Here is a 17,866-nt window from a genome sequence, read left to right as displayed (position 1 = left end):
GAAATGGAGCCGCCTAGGAGAATCGAACTCCTGACCTATTCATTACGAGTGAATCGCTCTACCGACTGAGCTAAGGCGGCTGGTGCCCACACGCCGGGCGGCACGAGTCTACGGCAGGCGGGCGGGCACCACGAAATCAGTCGCGCGGTTCCTGGGCGCGCAGTTGCTGGCCGATCGTGGCGACCATGGCGTCGACGGCGAACTTCGGCTTGACGTTGATCGCCAGCGCCTCCCGGCACTCGAGGACCGCCTCGATGCAGCGCAGCAGCCGGTCGGGCGGGGCATGCGCGGCCAGCGCCGCGACCTTCTCGGCCATGTCCGGATGGTTGGCCCGCACCGCCCCGCCGTTCGCGGCGGCCAGGAGCGCATCCCGGAAATAGGTCGCCAGGTCGATCAGCGCCCGGTCCAGCGCGTCGCGCGAGGCCCGCGTCTGGCGCGACTTCTGCCGCCGCTCAAGGTCTTTGATCGCCCCGGCCGCGCCGCGCATCGCGCCCGCGGTGCCCTTGCCGGTGCCGCCGGCGCCGAGGGCCGTGCGCAGCTCCTCGGTCTCGGCCTCGGCGCGGTCCGCGGTCAGCACCACCGCCTCGGCCTCGGCCGCGGCCACCAACTCCTCGGCGGCGGCGTAGGCCCGCGACGGGGTCGCGGCGTCGCGCACCAGTCCCAGCGCCCGCTCCCGGCGCGCGCGGGCCTCCGGGTCGGTGGCCAGCCGGCGCGCCCGGCCCACGTGGCCGCCGCTGACCGACGCCGCCCAGTCCGCGGTTTCGGGACTCAGGCCGTCGCTGTCCACCAGCACGCGGGCGATCGCCTCGGTCGACGGTGTCACCAGCGCCACGTGCCGGCACCGCGACCGCAGCGTGATGGCGATGTCCTCGGGATCCACCGACGGCGCGCACAGCAGGAACACCGTCGACGGCGGCGGCTCCTCGACGACCTTCAGCAGCGCGTTGGCGGCGCCCTCGGTCAACCGGTCGGCGTCTTCGATCACCACGATCTGGCGATGCCCGGTGGCCGGGCGCCGCGACGCGATCTGCACGATCGCGCGCATCTCGTCGACGCCGATGGACAGGCCCTCGGGGATCACCCGGCGCACGTCGGCGTGCGTGCCGGCCATGGTCGTCGTGCACGCGTGGCAGCGCCCGCAGCCCGGGCCCCCGTCTTCGACGGTGGCGGTGCACTGCAGCGCGGCCGCGAAGCACAGCGCGGCCACCGAGCGCCCCGAGCCCGGCGGACCGGTGATCAGCCAGGCATGTGTCATAGTCCCGGCGCCCGCCTCGCTGTGGGCTGGGTCACCGCGGGAGGCTCTGGCGGCGGCGAGCAGCTCGGCCGTCACCGCGTCTTGGCCTACCAGCCGCGCAAACACCCCGGACATCATCGGTAACAGTAGACAGCGAGGCCGACAGATACCGATCGGCTACCGTACCGCGACCATTCCGTGATCTCTGCGGTCGTCGGGGCCCCCCGCGCGACCTGCCGAGATCGTTATTAAGTTTCCGGGACGTCGCCGCCGCCCGATACGGTGGGTTGGTGACTACGGCGGCGGCACTACCGGGGCGGATCAGCGCATTCGTCCGGTGGGTGGTGCGCACCCCGTGGCCGCTGTTCGCGCTGAGCATGTTGCAGGCCGACATCATCGGCGCGCTGTTCGTGCTCGGCTTCCTGCGCTACGGGTTGCCGCCGCAGGATCGCATCGAATTGCAGGACCTGCCGACGCTCAACCTGGCGATCTTCTCGAGCTCGTTGGTCGTCCTGTTCCTCGTCGGCGTCGTGGTCAACCTCAAGCTGCTGATGCCGGTCTTCCGCTGGCAGCGCCGCGACAACATGCTCGCGGAGACCGATCCGGTCGCCACCGAACTCGCCCGCAGCCGCGCGCTGCGCATGCCGTACTACCGCACCCTGAGCACGGTCGCGTACTGGTGCATCGGCGGCGTGGTGTTCATCGTGGCCAGCTGGTCGGTGGCCAAGTTCGCGGCGCCGGTCGTCTCGGTCGCGACCGCGCTGGGCGCCGCCGCCACGGCGATCATCGGCTACCTGCAATCCGAACGGGTGTTGCGGCCGGTGGCGGTCGCCGCCCTGCGCAGTGGGGTGCCGGAGAACGTCAAGGCGCCCGGCGTCATCCTGCGCCAGATCCTGACCTGGATGCTGTCCACGGCGGTGCCGCTGATGGCGATCGTGCTGGCCGTGGTGGCGGACAAGGCCTCGCTGCTGCACGCCGCGCCGGAGAGCCTGTTCAACCCCATCCTGTTGCTGGCGCTGACCGCGCTGGGCGTCGGGCTGATCAGCACCCTGCTGGTGGCCATGTCGATCGCCGACCCGCTGCGCCAGCTGCGCTGGGCGTTGAGCGAGGTGCAGCGCGGAAACTACAACGCGCACATGCAGATCTACGACGCCAGCGAGCTCGGCCTGCTGCAGGCGGGCTTCAACGACATGGTGCGCGACCTGTCCGAGCGGCAGCGGCTGCGCGACCTGTTCGGCCGCTACGTCGGGGAGGACGTCGCCCGCCGCGCGCTGGAGCGTGGCACCGAGCTGGGCGGGCAGGAGCGCGACGTCGCGGTGCTGTTCGTGGACCTGGTCGGCTCCACCCAGCTGGCCTCGACCCGCCCGCCCGCCGAGGTGGTCCACCTGCTCAACGAGTTCTTCCGGGTAGTGGTGGAAACCGTTGGCCGCCACGGCGGTTTCGTCAACAAGTTCCAGGGCGACGCCGCGCTGGCCATCTTCGGCGCGCCGATCGAGCACCCCGACTCACCGGGCGGGGCGCTGGCCGCCGCCCGGGAATTGCACGACGAGCTGCTCCCGGTGATCGGTTCGGCGGAGTTCGGCATCGGGGTGTCGTCCGGGCGGGCCATCGCCGGCCACATCGGCGCGCAGGCCCGCTTCGAGTACACCGTGATCGGCGACCCGGTCAACGAGGCCGCCCGGCTGACCGAGCTGGCCAAGCTCGAGCCCGGCCACGTGCTCGCGTCGGCGATCGCCGTCAGCGGCGCGCTGGATGCCGAGGCCCTGTGCTGGGATGTCGGCGAGGTGGTCGAGCTGCGCGGCCGCAGGGCGCCCACCCAGCTGGCCCGGCCGGTGAAGCTGGCCGCCCCGGAAGAGGTTGCGCCGCAAGAGGTTTCCAGCGACGCGCGCGGCTAGCTGCGCTTGGCGGTCTTCTTGGCAGCCGACTTCTTGGCCGGTGACTTGCGGGCGGCCTTCTTGGCGGGACGCTTCGCCGGGCCGCGGGCCCGGCGGTCGGCCAGCAGGTCGGCGGCCCGCTCGTCGGTGATCGACAGCACGTCGTCGCCCTTGCGCAGGCTCGCGTTGGTCTCGCCGTCGGTGACGTACGGCCCGAACCGGCCGTCCTTGATCACCATCGGCTTGCCGGTCGCGGGGTCGGCGCCCAGCTCACGCAGCGGCGGCGCGGCGGCGCCCTGGCGGCCGCGGCGTTTGGGCTCGGCGTAGATCTTCAACGCTTCCTCGAGGGTGATGTCGAACATCTGCTCCTCGGTGGCCAGCGAGCGAGAATCGGTGCCGCGCTTCAGGTATGGGCCGTAGCGGCCGTTCTGCGCGGTGATCTCCTCGCCGGATTCGGGGTCGACACCGACCACCCGGGGCAGCGACAGCAGCCGCAGCGCGTCCTCGAGCGTGACCGTCTGCAAATCCATGGTGCGCAGCAGCGACCCGGTGCGGGGTTTGGGACCGGTGGGCTTCTTGCCCTTCTTCGCGGGTGCGGCGCCGCCGTCGTCGTCGCCGGGTGGCGGCTCCGGCAGGACCTCGGCCACGTACGGGCCGTATCTGCCGTCCTTGGCGACGATTTCGTGGCCCGTCGCCGGGTCCACGCCCAGCACCCGTCCCTCCTGCGGCGTGGCGAACAGCTGCTCGGCCAGCTCGAGGGTCAATTCGTCGGGGGTCAGCGAGTCGTTGAGGTTGGCCCGCTGCGGCGTGCGCTCGCCGTCGTCGCCGGTCACCATGCGCTCCAGGTACGGCCCGTTCTTGCCCACCCGGACGTAGACGGGACGGCCCTGCTCGTCGTCAAAGAGCTTGATGGAGTTGACTTCTCGGGCGTCGATGCCTTCCAAGTTGACGCCGACGAGCTTCTTCAGGCCGCCGGACCGGGCCACCGAATCGGCCACCCCGTGCTCGCCGCCGAAGTAGAAGTTGTTGAGCCAGTCGGTGCGCCGCTCCTGGCCCGAGGCGATCGCGTCGAGCTCGTCCTCCATCGCGGCGGTGAAGTCGTAGTCGACCAGCCGGCCGAAATGCTGCTCCAGCAAACCGGTTACGGCGAACGCGACCCAGGAGGGCACCAGGGCGCTGCCCTTCTTGTGCACGTAGCCACGGTCCTGGATGGTCTTGATGATGGACGAATACGTCGACGGGCGGCCGATGCCCAGTTCCTCGAGCGCCTTGACCAACGACGCCTCGGTATAGCGGGCCGGCGGGTTGGTGGCGTGGCCGTCGGGCGTGAGTTCGATGGCGTCCAGCCGCTGGCCCTGGGTGAGCTGCGGCAGCCGGCTCTCGGCGTCGTCGGCCTCGCCGCCAGCCAACTCGTCCACCGTCTCCACGTAGGCCTTCAGGAAGCCGGGGAACGTGATGGTCCGACCGCTGGCGGAGAACACCACTTGACGCTCGCCGGAGCGGCCCCCGATCCGCAGGCTCAGCGTGGTGCCGCGCGCGTCGGCCATCTGCGAGGCCACCGTGCGTTGCCAGATCAGCTCGTAGAGCCGGAATTCGTCGCCGTCGAGTTCGCGTCGCACCGCGTCCGGGGTGGCGAACGTCTCGCCGGCGGGCCGGATCGCCTCGTGCGCCTCCTGGGCGTTCTTCACCTTGCGGGTGTACTGGCGTGGGGACGGCGAGACGTACTCCTCGCCGTAGAGCTGACGCGCCTGGTTGCGGGCGGCGTTGATCGCCGACTGCGACAACGTGGTCGAGTCGGTACGCATATAGGTGATGTAGCCGTTTTCGTAGAGCCGCTGGGCGATGCTCATGGTGCGCTCGGAGGAGAACCGCAGCTTGCGGCCGGCCTCCTGCTGCAGCGTCGACGTCATGAACGGCGCGTACGGCCGGCGCGTGTAGGGCTTCTCCTCGACCGAGGCGACGGACAGCTGGGCGCCGCGCAGCCCGGCGGCCAACTCGGTCGCGCTTGCTTCGTCGAGGATGGTGACCTCGTCGGCCTTGCGCAGCTGTCCCAGCGAGTCGAAGTCGCGTCCGGTGGCGACGCGCAGGCCGTCGACATTGGTCAGCCGGGCGGAGAAGGTGGGCGGCGACGCCTGCGGGTCGGACACGCTGGCGTCGAGCTGGGCCACGATGTCCCAGTAGGACGCGCTGCGAAACGCCATGCGGTCGCGCTCGCGCTGCACGATGATCCGGGTGGCCACCGACTGGACCCGGCCCGCCGACAGCTTGGGCGCGACCTTCTTCCACAGCACCGGGCTGACCTCGTAGCCGTACAGGCGGTCCAGGATGCGGCGGGTCTCCTGCGCGTCGACGAGATCGATGTCGAGGTCGCGGGGGTTTTCGGCGGCCTCCAGGATCGCCGGCTCGGTGATCTCGTGGAACACCATCCGCTTGACCGGGATGTTGGGCTTGAGGGTCTCCAGCAGGTGCCAGGCGATGGCTTCGCCCTCGCGGTCGCCATCCGTGGCGAGATAGAGCTCGTCGACGTCCTTGAGCAGGCCCTTGAGCTCGGTGACGGTGCTCTTCTTCTCCGGGCTGATGATGTAGAGCGGTTCGAAGTCGTGATCGACGTTCACGCCCAGCCTGGCCCACGGCTCCGACTTGTACTTGGCGGGCACGTCGGCGGCGGCCCGGGGCAGGTCGCGGATGTGGCCGCGCGACGACTCGACGATGTAGCTGGAGCCCAGGTACCCGGCCAGTTTGCGCGCCTTAGTGGGCGACTCGACAATCACGAGTCGCCGGCGGCTTCCGTTGCCGCCGCCGGCGCTGTCCTTCAGTTTCGGGTCAGCCAACTGCCCTTACGCTCCATCCCTGATTGGTCCCCCCTGCGAGACCACCTGCAGGAAGAATGACAGGTCGGCTTCGAAAATTCCGGTGAAATTCAGGTACGCGACCGTTCCTTCGCCCTGCGGCACCTGACAATTTCGCACCCTCGGGCGGGCCTACGCAAACCGACGCTCGAGAACGCGGCGCGAAATCGCGCGTCGTCCGGTGGCTAGACCCGCGGCCACCGGGACAGCGCCTCCGCACCGTCGGGCGGCTCCCCCACGTTCTCTACCAGGCGCGATAGCCTGCGGCGGCCGCTGATGCGCAGCGCCGGCCGGCCGCCGCGGGTGCCGATCAGCGTGGGCGCGATCCCGACGCGCATCAACGCCGACGCCAGCGGCGAGTGGGTGTCGGGCGCGTGGGGGTCCAGCGCCAGCAGGTAGTGCTCGCCCTCGGGGTTGCCGGCCGCCAGCGTCCAGGCCCGCAGCTCGCGCGGTCCGGGCAGCCAGCGCGGCGGCACGGTCTTGACCGCGCCGCGCGTCCATTCGGCCGCCAGCGTGCTCAACGACGGGTCCACCGCCGTCCGCACCAGCGGGGTGTCTTCGTCGGTCCGGCCGATCTCGGCGGCCAGACCGGCCTCGCGGATCATGTCCGCCAGCGCGGAGGCCCGCCAGGGCGCGTCCACGACCACCGAAAGCCGAGCGCCCTGGGCCTCCGCACCGCCGACGGTGACGATCTGCCCGGACGCCGCCAGCACCCCCGAAAGATCGGCGACCGCGGGCGGCACCGACTCCGCGGTAAAGAAGGAAAGCTGGCTCACGCCATCCGACAGTAGGCCCTCTCGCCCATCCGCGTCTTGAGGCAATCGGCGCGGCGGCGCCGTGCCGATAGAAACCGATAGAACCGATAGAAAAAGGAAACCCCCCGGCTGGGCCCGCTGGGCGGGGCTGCACGGGGGGTGTCCGTTCAGGTCTGCTCTTCCCTACAGGGAGCGGACTCCGGTGGCCTGGGGGCCCTTCGGGCTGTGGCCGATTTCGAACTCGACCTTCTGGTTCTCTTCGAGGGTGCGGAAGCCCGAACCCTGGATCTCCGTGTAGTGGACAAACACATCCGCGGAGCCGTCTTCGGGGGCAATGAACCCGAAGCCCTTCTCCGCGTTGAACCACTTCACAGTTCCCTGTGGCATCTCTCGATCTTTCCTTTTCTTCTGGGTGCGGGGCATCGCCTTTCGATGCCCCGGGCCTGGTACGACCGCCATACCTCGCTGAGTCGCCGGAACTTCACCCGACCGATTAACCTCGCAGGAACCGCGGCCGCAACGTCGATCCTGCGAAAGTTTGACACGAACACAGAAGCTGCGACCGCAATTAGTCAACCATGTTCATCGCGTCGGCGACAGACTTGTGTGTTTGCCCGATTCGAAGAGCGATTCCGTGTGGGGTGAGATGGCGAGCTTCGGCAGTGAGCTGCTTGCCGCCGCGCTGGCCGGAACCGCGACGGACGAACGGCCGCTGCGCCACGTCGCCGAATTGCCACCGCGCAGTGGCCGGCCGCACGATTGGCCGGCGTGGGCCGAGCCCGACGTGGTCAAGGCGTTCGCCGACCGCGGGATCGCCGCGCCCTGGTCGCATCAGTTCGCGGCCGCGGATTTGGCCTACGCGGGCCGCCACGTGGTGGTGAGCACCGGCACCGCCTCGGGCAAGTCGCTGGCCTATCAGCTTCCCGTCCTCAACGCGCTGGCGACCGATCCGCGGGCCCGGGTGCTCTACCTGTCGCCGACCAAGGCGCTGGGGCATGACCAGCTGCGGGCCGCGCACGCCCTGACCGCGGCGATTCCGCGGCTGCATGAACCCGGTTTTGCGGTGGCTCCCACCGCCTACGACGGCGACAGTCCCGCCGAGGTGCGCCGCTTCGCGCGGGAACGCTCCCGCTGGTTGTTCTCCAACCCCGACATGATCCACTTGTCGATCCTGCGCAACCACGCCCGCTGGGCGGTGCTGTTGCGGGGTCTTCGCTTCGTGGTTGTCGACGAATGTCATTACTACCGTGGGGTGTTCGGCTCCAATGTGGCGATGGTGCTGCGCCGCTTGTTGCGGTTGTGCGCCCGCTATTCGAGTGCGCCGACGGTGATCTTCGCCAGCGCGACAACGGATTCCCCGGGTGCGACGGCCACCGAGCTCATCGGGCTGCCGGTGCAGGAGGTCACCAAAGACGGTTCACCCCAGGGGGCGCGGACCGTGGCCCTGTGGGAACCCGCGCTGCGGACCGACCTGGTCGGCGAGAACGGTGCACCGGTGCGCCGCTCGGCGGGCGCGGAGGCGGCGCGCGTCATGGCCGACCTGATCGCCGAGGGAGCGCAGACCCTGACCTTCGTGCGGTCGCGCCGCGCCGCGGAATTGACCGCGCTGGGCGCCCAGGCGCGGCTGGAGGACATCGCCCCCGAGCTGTCCCGGACGGTGGCGTCGTATCGGGCCGGGTATCTCGCCGAGGACCGCACCGCGCTGGAGCGCGCCCTGGCCGAGGGCCGGTTGCGCGGGTTGGCCACCACCAATGCGCTGGAGTTGGGCGTCGACATCGCCGGGCTGGACGCGGTGGTGCTCGCCGGTTTTCCGGGCACCGTCGCCTCGTTCTGGCAGCAGGCCGGCCGCTCCGGTCGGCGCGGGCAGGGCGCGCTGGTGGTGTTGATCGCCCGGGACGATCCGCTGGACACGTATCTGGTGCACAATCCGGCCGCGCTGCTGGACAAGCCGGTCGAGCGGGTCGTCATCGACCCGACGAACCCGTACATCCTGGGGCCGCAACTGCTCTGCGCGGCAACCGAACTGCCGCTGGACGACGCGGAGGTGCGCGAACTCGGCGCCACCGACGTGGCGGACGGCCTGGTCGATGACGGGCTGCTGCGGCGGCGAAGCGGAAAGTACTTTCCGGCGCCCGGCCTGGAACCGCATGCCGCGGTGGACATCCGGGGCTCGACGGGCGGGCAGATCGTCATCGTCGAGGCCGACACCGGGCGGCTGTTGGGCAGCGCCGACGTCGGCCGGGCACCGGCTTCGGTGCACCCGGGCGCGGTGTACCTGCATCAGGGCGAGAGCTACGTGGTGGATTCGCTGGACACCGAGGAGGGCATCGCCTTCGTCCACGCCGAGGACCCCGGTTATGCGACGTTCGCGCGGGAGATCACCGACATCGTCGTCACCGGCAGCGGTGAGCGTCTGGCCTTCGGGCCGGTCACGCTCGGGCTGGTCCCGGTCCGGGTCACCCACCGGGTGGTGGGCTACCTGCGCCGCCTGCTCTCCGGGGAGGTGATCGACTTCATCGAGTTGGACATGCCGGAGCACACGTTGGCCACCACCTCGGTGATGTACACCATCACCGAGGATGCGTTGCTGCGCAAGGGTATTGACGGCACGCGGATTCCCGGGTCATTGCATGCGGCCGAGCATGCCGCCATCGGGCTGCTGCCGTTGGTCGCCAGCTGCGACCGCGGCGACATCGGCGGCTTGTCCACCGCGGTGGGACCGGGTCCCGACGGGCTGCCCAGCGTCTTCGTCTACGACGGGTATCCGGGCGGCGCGGGATTCGCCGAACGGGGCTTCCGCCGGGCCCGCACGTGGCTCGCCGCGACGGCCGCCGCCATCGAGGCGTGCGAATGCCCCCGCGGGTGCCCGTCGTGCGTGCAGTCCCCCAAGTGCGGCAACGGCAACGACCCGCTCGACAAGGCCGGCGCGGTGCAGGTGCTGCGGCTGGTACTCGCGGAGCTGCCGCGGGAGTCACGCTGAGCACAGCGGCGAGGTCGCCCGCCGGTTCACCCGCTCCCCCGGATCCGTCCCGTCGCCGTAAACTCAGCCGCATGGCCCACGACTGGTTGCTCGTGGAGACACTCGGGGGTGATCCCACCGTCGTGGCGCAGGGGCGCCAACTGAAGAATCTCGTCCCGATCACCACCTTCCTGCGCCGCAGCCCCTATCTCGCCGCGGTGCGAACGGCGATCGCCGAATCGGTCCAGACCGGACAGGCCCTGACCAGCATCGCGCCCAAGCGCGATCGCATCATTCGCACCGAACCCGTGGTGATGTCCGACGGGCTCATCCACGGCGTGCACGTGTGGACCGGGCCGTCGGACATCGACCCACCCGAGCGCCCGATTCCGGGGCCGCTGAAGTGGGACCTGACCATGGGGGTGGCGACCGACACCCGCGAATCGCTGATCAACAGCGGCAAGAATCCCGAAGTCGAAGTCACCTTCGGCAGGGCTTTCGCCGAGGACCTGCCGTCCCGCGAGCTCAACCCGAACGAAACCAAGGTGCTCGCCATGGCGGTCAAGGCTAAGCCCGACCAAACGCTGTGCAGCACCTGGGATCTCACCGACTGGCGGGGCAAGGCCATCCGGATAGGTTTCGTCGCGCGCACGATCTTGGAGCCGGGGCCCGACGGCCGGGAGCACCTGGTGGCGCGGGCGATCAATTGGCAATCCGAACTCAAGGGCCCGGCGGTGTCGACCGATGATCTGGCCCAACGGATCCTCAGCGGCCTCGCCCAGGCCGGGGTGCACCGCGCGCTGATCGACCTCAACAACTGGACCCTGTTGAAATGGCTCGACGAGCCCTGCACGTTTTATGACTGGCGCAGCAGCGAGACCGGAAAACCGCGGGTCCATCCCGACGATCAGGACGTGATGTCCACCATGACAAGGGAATTCGGCGGGGGCGCCACCAGTCGGGTGTTGCGGTTGCCCGGCCACGACGCGGATTGGGTGCCCGTGCACGTCACCGTCAACCGGGTCGAACTGGAGCCGGATACATACGCGGGGCTGGTCTCCCTGCGATTGCCCACCGACGACGAGCTGGCGGCCGCGGGGCTGCCGCAGACGCCCTAGCCATTTCGCCCGCCGGCGGGCCCCGCCCGCGCGGTGGCACGTGCCGTACCGGCGACGACGACCGGCACCCGCGCCGTGATGACGACATCGAGACCGTCGACCACGCAGCCGATGTCGTCGACCCGCATCGCGCGGGCGACGGCCGCGGCCTGGATGCAGGCCGCGGCGGATCCCGACGTCAGCCGCGCCGCAGCGGCCAGGGCGGCCAGGTCGGCCACCGCCTGTGCGCGGTGACGCGCCACCACCGCCGAGCCCAGGTAGCCGGCGACGCCGGTCGCCCAGAGCAGCACCACGACCATCCAGGCGGCGACCACCGTGGCCGACCCCCGATCGTCATGGCCGCTCGGCCGCGGCGACCGCGTTCGCGCCAATATCCAAGGCGGGCAGGAACTTCGAATGCGCGGCGACGGTGGCGACCAGGAAGTCGCCGTCGCGGTGCAGGTCGACCCGGGCGCCGGCGGGGGCGAGCCGGACCGCGGCGGCCACCGCGGAGCGTTCGTCGCCGCGGGCGGCCAGCCGGGCGGCCTCGCGGGCGGCGTCGATGCAGCGCACCTGCATCGAGACGGCGCTGACACCGGCCAGGCACAGCACCAGCACGACGACGAGCGAGGCGATGCCCAGCGCCGCCTCAACGGTGCTCGCGCCGGCACTGCCGGCTACACCTTGGTGTTGAGCGCACGGCCGATGATGTTGGTCAGCGCCGACACGATGGAATCGCCGGTGACCACCGCGTACAGCACCGCGCCGAACGCCGCCGCCGCGATGGTGCCGATGGCGTACTCGACCGTCGACATGCCCGACTCGTCGGCCGCCAGCACGGCCACGCGCGCGGCGAATTCGCGAAACTTGTTGATCATCAAGGACTTCCTTTCGTTTCACAGTAGACCCGACTGCAGCACGTCACCGGCCAAGCCGGCCACCACCGGGACGATGCCCAGGCAGACGAATGCCGGCAAGAAACATAGGCCCAGCGGCCCGGCGATGAGCACCCCCGCCCGCTCGGCGGCGGCCGTGGCCGCGTGTGCGGCGTCGTGACGGGACTGGTCGGCCAACTCGGCGACGCCATCGGCCAGCGCCGCGCCCGAGGACGCCGAACGCCGGGCCAACCGCAGCAGCGCTTCGATGTGCGTGTCGTCCGGCCGCGCGGAGTGGTCCGACGGAATCGCCCATGCCACAGCGGGATCGGCGCCCAGCGCCAGCAGGTCGGCGGCGCGGCGCAGGACGCGGGCCAGGTGCGGCGGGGCGGATGGCGCAGCGGCGGCCGCGGCGGCCGACACCGCCATCCCGGCCCGCAGGCACACGGCCAGCACGTCGAGACAGGACGCGACCGCCAACGGATCCGGGCCATCCGTTCGCCGGGCCGTCGCGAGCGCCCGGCCGCCACGCGACGGCATGCCGGCACGCAGTCGCGTCAGCGACGGACCGGGAGCCATCCACAGCGCCGTGGCCAGCAACATTGCCGCTACACCCACTCGCGCGTCTCCACCTCACGCCACCCGATCGGCGATGCGGTCCGACCACAGCAGCCCGCCGCAGGCCAGCGTTGACCCGATCAGCAAGAGCCACCCGCCCACCTGCCCGCCCAGCAGGAAGGTCAGCGGGCGGGCCCCGACCAGTTGGCCGAGTAGCACGCCCAGCACCGGCAGGGCGGCCAGTATCGTCGCGGTCGCGCGCGCACCCGCCAGGCTCGACGCGACACGCGCCGAGAACCGTTGCCGCTCAGCGATATCGCACTGGGCCGCCCGCATCAGGGTCGCAACCCCCAACCCGTTGTCACTGGCCAGCCGCCAGCACAGCGCGAGCCGCTCCCACTGCGCGGGCAGTGCCGAGGAGCGCGACGCGGCGGCCAGCCCGGCGGCGACATCGGCTCCCAGCCGGGCCCGCGCCGCCACCGATCGCAGTGACGCCGCGACCGCGCCGGCGGTCTCGTCGGCGGCCACGCCGAACGCGCGCACCGGGTGGGAGCCGGCCCGCAGTTCACCGACGAGCACGTCGAGCGCGGTTTCCAGCGCGTGGCCCTCGCGGGTCGCGCGCCGAATGCGGCGCCGACGGAGGTAACGCACGCTCACGGTCGCGCCCACGACCGCGCCGCACAGAACGGTCGTCGGCGGCAGCAGGGCCACGCCCGCGCAGCCGAGGCCCACGGCCAGCCACGCCACCCCGCGGAGCCCGCGCGAGGGGAGCCGCCACCTCGGTTGCGCCGTCGCGCGCAGCCGTCGCCGCGGCGAGGGCCGGCCGATGACCAGCGCGAGCGCCAAGAGCAGCGCGCCGGCCTGCGGGCCGTTCACGCCGGCATCCGGCTTTGCAGGACGCGCCGCAGCCGGGGCGCGTCGTCCGTCATCCCCCGATCCGCGTGCCACACCGTGACCGCCCGGACCTGCCCCTGAACCGGTTGCAGCACGGCGATCTCGCCGAGTCGCCGCCGGCCGGTGCGATCGCGTTCGACATGCAGCAGCACCTGCACGGCCGCGGCGAGTTGGCTGTGCAGCGCCGCACGATCGAGGCCGCCGAGCGCGCCCAGCGCCTCCAGGCGGGCGGGAACCTCGCCGGGGCTGTTGGCGTGCACGGTGCCCGCGCCGCCGTCGTGCCCGGTGTTCAGCGCGGCCAGCAGGTCCACCACTTCGGCGCCCCTGACCTCGCCGACCACGATGCGGTCGGGCCGCATCCGGAGCGCTTGCCGGACCAGTTGGCGCACCGGGACTTCGCCGACGCCCTCGACGTTGGCGCACCGCGCGACGAGCTTCACCAGATGCGGGTGCCGCGGCGCCAATTCGGCGGCGTCCTCGACGCAGACGATCCGTTCGGCCGGCGGTACGGCGCCCAACATCGCGGCCAGCAATGTCGTCTTGCCCGCGCCGGTTCCGCCGCTCACCAGAAACGCCAGGCGGGCGGCGATGATGTCGGCGACCAGCGCGGCGGCCACGGGGTCGATCGCGCCCGCGGCGGTCAGGGCCGCCAAGTCCTGGCTGGCCGGCCGCAGCACCCGCAGCGACAAACAGGTGCCCGCGGCGGCCACGGGCGGCAGCACCGCGTGTAGCCGCACCGCGAATCCCCCGGCTCCGATGCCGGACAGCTCGCCGTCGACCCAGGGCTGCGCGTCGTCCAGCCGCCGGCCGGCGGCCAGCGCCAGCCGCTGCGCCAAGCGCCGCACCGCGGGCTCGTCGGGGAAGCGAATCCCGGTGCGCCGCAAACCGTTGCCGTCGTCGACCCATACCGCGTCCGGTGCCGTCACCAAGACGTCGGTCGTACCGTCCGCGCAGAGCAGCGGTTCGAGAATGCCCGCGCCGGTGAGTTCGGTCTGCAGCACGCGGAGATTGGCCAGCACCTCGGTGTCGCCGAGCATCCCGCCGGACTCGGCCCGGATCGCGGCGGCCACCACCGACGGACCCAGCGGGCCGGCTTCGCCGGCCAGCCGCTCGCGGACGCGTTCGATCAGTGAACCGCTCACGCCGCCCGCCCGTTCCGCGCCGCCCGCGCGGGCGGCAGCACCCCGAGCACCTCGCGGGCCGCCACCGCCAGCGCGGACCGACGCCGATACCGCAGGCCGCCGCGTTCGACCTGCTCGCCGAGTTGCGGCTGCGCCTTGATCGCCGCCAGCAGCGGCATTCCCGCGATCTCGGCGATCTCGACCGCGCGCAGTCCGCCCGGCGACGGGCCCCGCACCACCAGGCCGACGTTGGGATTGGTGGCGGCCAGGACCGGCGCCATCGCGGTGGTCGCCGCGCACGCACGCACGTCACAGCGGCTGACGACCACGACCAGATCGGCGGCGCTCAGGGCGGCCTGGGTCGCGTCGGTGAAGCGGCGGGGCAGGTCGCAGATCACGGTGACCGCCCCGCGACGCCCGGCCTCGACGATGGCGTGCACCGGCCCGGCGTCCACCTCGTACCCGCGCCGCGTTCCGGACAGCACGCTGATGCCGCGGTGTCGCGGCAACGCATCGCGCACCGCCGACCAGGTGAGCCGCCCAGCCTGCAGGGCCAGGTCCGGCCAGCGCAAGCCCGGCGCGTTTTCGCCGCCGAGCAACAATTCGATGCCGCCACCCCACGGGTCGAGGTCCACCAGCAGCGCGTCGGCGGCGGCCTGAGCAAGGGCGACCGCGAGCGACGAGGCGCCGGCCCCGCCGCAGCCTCCGATGACGGCCACGGCGTGGCCGCGCGACCCGTCGTCGCGCGACGACTCGGCGGCTTCGGCGAACGCGCCAACCAGGTCGGCCGCTTGCCCGGGCAGTCGCAGCACGTGCTCGGCGCCGACGCCCACGGCGGCCGCCCACGTCGTCGACTCGGGCTCGCCCACCGTCAGCACGGTCACGTGATCGCGGCGTGGCAGCGCCCAGCGCTCACACCGCGCGGCCGCCCGCGCGTCCAGCACGACGGCCGCCGCCGCCGTCCAGGTCTTGCGACTCACCGGCGCCGCGCCGCCGGCATGCACCAACCGCACCCCGGCCGCGGCCGCCACCCGCTCCACCTCGGCGCGCAGTTCGGGCTCCGCCAGCATCGCCAACACACCCGCGTGATGGGCGCCTTGTGCTCCGGAAGTGCCAGTCATCCGCCCACTGTGCAGCGCCCCAACCTGGCACACCAGTCCCAAACGCGGATTTGGGGATAGAGACGCGAGTGTGCACAAACCACGTGCGGCGGCGGTGCGCCAGCGACGACGGACGGATTCCCCGCAACGCGTCGAGGGCCGGCCCACGCGCCCGAAATCGGGGGGAAACCGCCCAAAAAGACCCGAGAAAAGGGACGACCCCCGCCAGGGGGGGAGGAGGCGAGGGTCGTCGTGCATCAGCCCCGGGGGGTCGGGCTGATACACCCTCGGCTCAGGCCGAGTAATGCTTACTATACACATGACAGTCCGCAATAACGCAATAGATCATTTACTGAAAAATGACCTTGAGCCGCGTAAACACGGCGTCACCCGACCCTCGCACGGCCCTGAGCGGCCATTTCCGGTGCGGGATCGCGGCCCGACGTCACCGCCGACCTATGCTGGGTCCGTGACCGTCTTCGACCCGGCTGCGGAGCAGTCAGCCGCGGGGCAATCAGCGGCAGGCACCACTACCCACGCCCGCGCGGCGGCCTTCTTCGATCTGGACAAGACGATCATTGCGAAGTCCAGCACGCTGGCTTTCAGCAAACCGTTTTTCGCCCAGGGCCTGCTCAATCGCCGCGCCGTGCTCAAGTCCAGCTACGCCCAGTTCATCTACCTGCTCTCCGGTGCCGATCATGACCAGATGGATCGGATGCGGGCGCACATGACCAACATGTGCACCGGCTGGGACGTGGAACAGGTCAAGTCGATCGTCAACGAGACGCTGCACGACATCGTGACCCCGTTGGTGTTCGCCGAGGCCGCCGATCTGATCGCCGCCCACAAATTGTGCGGGCGCGACGTCGTGGTCGTGTCGGCCTCTGGCGAGGAGATCGTCGCGCCGATCGCCCGCGCCCTGGGCGCCACCCACGCGATGGCGACCCGCATGGTCGTCGAGGACGGCCGGTACACCGGCGAGATCGCGTTCTACTGCTACGGCGAGGGCAAGGTCCAAGCGATCCGCGAGCTGGCCGCTCGCGAGGGCTATCCGTTGGAACACTGCTACGCCTACTCCGACTCGATCACCGACCTGCCGATGCTCGAGTCGGTCGGCCACCCCAGCGTCGTCAATCCCGACCGCGGGTTGCGCAGGGAAGCCCTCGAGCGCGGTTGGCCGGTCATGTCGTTCTCCCGCCCGGTGTCCTTGCGCGACCGCATCCCGGCCCCGTCGGGCGCGGCGATCGCCACCACCGCCGCGGTGGGCATCAGCGCGCTGGCCGCCGGCGCGGTCACCTATTCGCTGCTGCGCCGCTACGCGTTCTGAGCCGGCGGCGGCAGCAAACGCGTTACACGCGCAATACAAAACGTATTCGGCGCCATTTCGCGAATTGGCTCTTGCTGTGCTAGGGGTCTAGTAGTACAAAGGAACCACGGAAGCCCGGTGAGGCCTAGGTCGATCCGGAAGAGAAGGTTCGATCTCCCGACCCGGGCGCCCAGCACGGTGCCCGGCACCCACGCGGAGTCATAGCCGCGAAAATGGCAGAAGTGTTGCGAGCCTGCGTAATTGCGAAGAGCGGAAGCGTCGACGGCCCTTTGGGTGGGGCTGCAGCCAGAAGCGTCGCGAGATCGCCGAGGCCAACCCACGCAGCCCAGAAATGCACGCTTGGTAACCGAGTCCCGTGCTAGCGGGCGGCGGACCGATCATTCGGAACGTCGCCCGCTCTACACGTTTCCGGGCCCGATTTCCCCGCGTTCGGGCTACTGCGCCAGCTACCGATTCGACATCGAGTCGGCGATCGCCAGAGCCTCTTTCGCCCCGGCTTGCATCGCCCGGCAGCACAGCACCAGCCACGCGCCCACGCCCTCGCGCGTGCCCTCGGCGAAACCCTGTGCCGCGTCGCGATACGCCGCGGGTTGGCGCATCCAGCTGACCTCGGGCACGCCCAACCCGTGCGGGTCCAGCCCGCTGGCGATGGTCACCAACCTCGACACCGCGCGCGCGACCACGCCGTCGGAACTGCCGAATGGCTTCAACGTCAACAACTCACCGTGCGCGACCGCGGCGATCACCGGGGCCGGCGCCTGGGTGCGGCCGTTCACCAGCTCCGCCAACAACTCGAGCCGCGGACCCACGCCGGAATCGCCGCGCGGGCGACCCAGATGCTCGGCGTCGACCTGGTCGGCCGCGGCCAGCATGTGCAGGCGGGCAAGCGCCTGCAGGGGTGCTCGCCGCCAGATGCCGACGACGGGGCCTTCGCCGCCCTCGAGCGCCTGCGCCACCCGAAGCGCGCCCGCGAACACCGGATCGCTGACCTTGCCGGCGTCGGCGAGGTCCTCGAGCCGGATGGGACCACCGTCGAGGACCGACGACGCGCGGGCCGCCCGCAGCGCGGCCTCGGCGGCGGTCACGGGCCAACCGCGCAAGTTGGCCCGGTGGCGATGGGCGCGCCCCAGCGCCTCGCGGGCGCGGTCGCTTGCCTCGGCGACGCCGGGCAGTTCCATCAGGGGCGCCAGAGGATCAGCCGTCACAGCTTGACAACCTATCTC

Annotated in this window: 16 protein-coding genes and 1 tRNA gene; 4 read left to right on the top strand and 13 right to left on the bottom strand. The window is 71.2% G+C overall.

All coding sequences use genetic code 11. From position 1 onward, the window contains the following. Window positions 1-4 precede the first annotated feature (4 nt). Together W7S_RS02110 and W7S_RS02105 are read right to left on the bottom strand one after the other, a co-directional pair. Window positions 5-80: transfer RNA gene (locus tag W7S_RS02110), tRNA-Thr, on the bottom strand. 56 nt (window positions 81-136) lie between these two features. After that, entirely contained in the window at window positions 137-1,369 is a 1,233-nt protein-coding gene (locus W7S_RS02105) for a DNA polymerase III subunit delta' (protein ID WP_085976472.1), read from the bottom strand. A gap of 98 nt (window positions 1,370-1,467) precedes the next feature. On the opposite strand from W7S_RS02105, the gene W7S_RS02100 reads away from it, so the two are divergent. Continuing rightward, window positions 1,468-3,129 (top strand): adenylate/guanylate cyclase domain-containing protein, encoded by a 1,662-nt coding sequence (locus W7S_RS02100; RefSeq protein ID WP_085976420.1) that lies wholly within the window; start codon window positions 1,468-1,470, stop codon window positions 3,127-3,129. Here the strand turns inward: W7S_RS02100 and topA are convergent. From topA to cspA, 3 genes are all read right to left on the bottom strand, one after another. After that, complete coding sequence (topA, locus tag W7S_RS02095; protein ID WP_014710835.1) at window positions 3,126-5,939, bottom strand: type I DNA topoisomerase; 2,814 nt, start codon at window positions 5,937-5,939, stop codon at window positions 3,126-3,128. The two genes, W7S_RS02100 and topA, sit on opposite strands and share 4 nt — an antisense overlap. A gap of 203 nt (window positions 5,940-6,142) precedes the next feature. Next, complete coding sequence (locus W7S_RS02090; protein ID WP_014710834.1) at window positions 6,143-6,733, bottom strand: hypothetical protein; 591 nt, start codon at window positions 6,731-6,733, stop codon at window positions 6,143-6,145. Window positions 6,734-6,895: 162 nt separating this feature from the next. After that, the gene (gene cspA / locus W7S_RS02085; protein ID WP_007772268.1) at window positions 6,896-7,099 is read right to left on the bottom strand and encodes a cold shock protein CspA; all 204 of its coding nucleotides are present in this window, start codon (window positions 7,097-7,099) and stop codon (window positions 6,896-6,898) included. 259 nt (window positions 7,100-7,358) lie between these two features. Here cspA and W7S_RS02080 point away from each other — a divergent pair, with 259 nt between their 5' ends. Together W7S_RS02080 and W7S_RS02075 are read left to right on the top strand one after the other, a co-directional pair. Continuing rightward, complete coding sequence (locus W7S_RS02080) at window positions 7,359-9,692, top strand: DEAD/DEAH box helicase (protein ID WP_008263427.1); 2,334 nt, start codon at window positions 7,359-7,361, stop codon at window positions 9,690-9,692. A 71-nt stretch (window positions 9,693-9,763) separates the two neighbouring features. Beyond that, complete coding sequence (locus W7S_RS02075; protein ID WP_008263424.1) at window positions 9,764-10,789, top strand: PAS domain-containing protein; 1,026 nt, start codon at window positions 9,764-9,766, stop codon at window positions 10,787-10,789. On the opposite strand, the gene W7S_RS02070 is transcribed toward W7S_RS02075, so the two are convergent. Genes W7S_RS02070 through ssd form a run of 7 tightly spaced genes read right to left on the bottom strand, consistent with a single transcriptional unit; the run spans window position 10,786 to window position 15,286 of the window. Next, entirely contained in the window at window positions 10,786-11,103 is a 318-nt protein-coding gene (locus W7S_RS02070) for an Rv3654c family TadE-like protein (RefSeq protein ID WP_008263421.1), read from the bottom strand. The genes W7S_RS02075 and W7S_RS02070 overlap by 4 nt on opposite strands. Window positions 11,104-11,122: 19 nt before the next feature. Continuing rightward, the gene (locus tag W7S_RS02065; protein WP_026071053.1) at window positions 11,123-11,410 is read right to left on the bottom strand and encodes a TadE family type IV pilus minor pilin; all 288 of its coding nucleotides are present in this window, start codon (window positions 11,408-11,410) and stop codon (window positions 11,123-11,125) included. Between the two features lie 35 nt (window positions 11,411-11,445). Next, window positions 11,446-11,646 (bottom strand): DUF4244 domain-containing protein, encoded by a 201-nt coding sequence (locus W7S_RS02060; RefSeq protein WP_008263417.1) that lies wholly within the window; start codon window positions 11,644-11,646, stop codon window positions 11,446-11,448. An 18-nt stretch (window positions 11,647-11,664) separates the two neighbouring features. Further along, window positions 11,665-12,261: a type II secretion system F family protein gene (locus W7S_RS02055; RefSeq protein WP_179300125.1), complete on the bottom strand. Its 597-nt coding sequence runs from the start codon at window positions 12,259-12,261 to the stop codon at window positions 11,665-11,667. Window positions 12,262-12,276: 15 nt separating this feature from the next. After that, entirely contained in the window at window positions 12,277-13,077 is an 801-nt protein-coding gene (locus W7S_RS02050) for a type II secretion system F family protein (protein ID WP_008263413.1), read from the bottom strand. Further along, on the bottom strand, window positions 13,074-14,237 hold the full coding sequence (locus W7S_RS02045; protein ID WP_014381704.1) for a TadA family conjugal transfer-associated ATPase: 1,164 nt from the start codon (window positions 14,235-14,237) through the stop codon (window positions 13,074-13,076). The genes W7S_RS02050 and W7S_RS02045 overlap by 4 nt, the downstream gene beginning before the upstream one ends. Then, window positions 14,234-15,286, bottom strand: coding sequence for a septum site-determining protein Ssd (gene ssd / locus W7S_RS02040; protein WP_008263398.1), 1,053 nt, complete (start codon window positions 15,284-15,286; stop codon window positions 14,234-14,236). Before ssd ends, W7S_RS02045 begins: the two co-directional genes overlap by 4 nt. A 499-nt stretch (window positions 15,287-15,785) precedes the next feature. Between ssd and W7S_RS02035 the strand changes: the two genes are divergently transcribed. Beyond that, complete coding sequence (locus W7S_RS02035; protein WP_014710833.1) at window positions 15,786-16,643, top strand: HAD-IB family hydrolase; 858 nt, start codon at window positions 15,786-15,788, stop codon at window positions 16,641-16,643. Window positions 16,644-17,089: 446 nt separating this feature from the next. Here W7S_RS02035 and W7S_RS02030 read toward each other — a convergent pair whose 3' ends face one another. After that, window positions 17,090-17,848 carry a hypothetical protein gene (locus W7S_RS02030; protein WP_008263395.1) on the bottom strand — a complete coding sequence of 253 codons (759 nt, stop codon included), beginning with the start codon at window positions 17,846-17,848 and terminating at the stop codon, window positions 17,090-17,092. Window positions 17,849-17,866 lie beyond the last annotated feature (18 nt).

Source organism: Mycobacterium sp. MOTT36Y (assembly GCF_000262165.1).
Classification (GTDB): Bacteria; Actinomycetota; Actinomycetes; order Mycobacteriales; family Mycobacteriaceae; genus Mycobacterium; species Mycobacterium intracellulare.
The sequence above is the reverse complement of the archived record's forward strand: the minus strand, read 5'-3'. Positions and strand labels throughout refer to the sequence as shown.

Bases quoted from the DNA above. Each gene is read 5' to 3' on its own strand.
- W7S_RS02105 (WP_085976472.1), bottom strand. From the start codon at position 1,369: ATGTCCGGGGTGTTTGCGCGGCTGGTAGGCCAAGACGCGGTGACGGCC.
- cspA (WP_007772268.1), bottom strand. From the start codon at position 7,099: ATGCCACAGGGAACTGTGAAGTGGTTCAACGCGGAGAAGGGCTTCGGG.
- W7S_RS02080 (WP_008263427.1), top strand. From the start codon at position 7,359: ATGGCGAGCTTCGGCAGTGAGCTGCTTGCCGCCGCGCTGGCCGGAACC.
- W7S_RS02075 (WP_008263424.1), top strand. From the start codon at position 9,764: ATGGCCCACGACTGGTTGCTCGTGGAGACACTCGGGGGTGATCCCACC.
- W7S_RS02060 (WP_008263417.1), bottom strand. From the start codon at position 11,646: ATGATCAACAAGTTTCGCGAATTCGCCGCGCGCGTGGCCGTGCTGGCG.
- ssd (WP_008263398.1), bottom strand. From the start codon at position 15,286: ATGCTGGCGGAGCCCGAACTGCGCGCCGAGGTGGAGCGGGTGGCGGCC.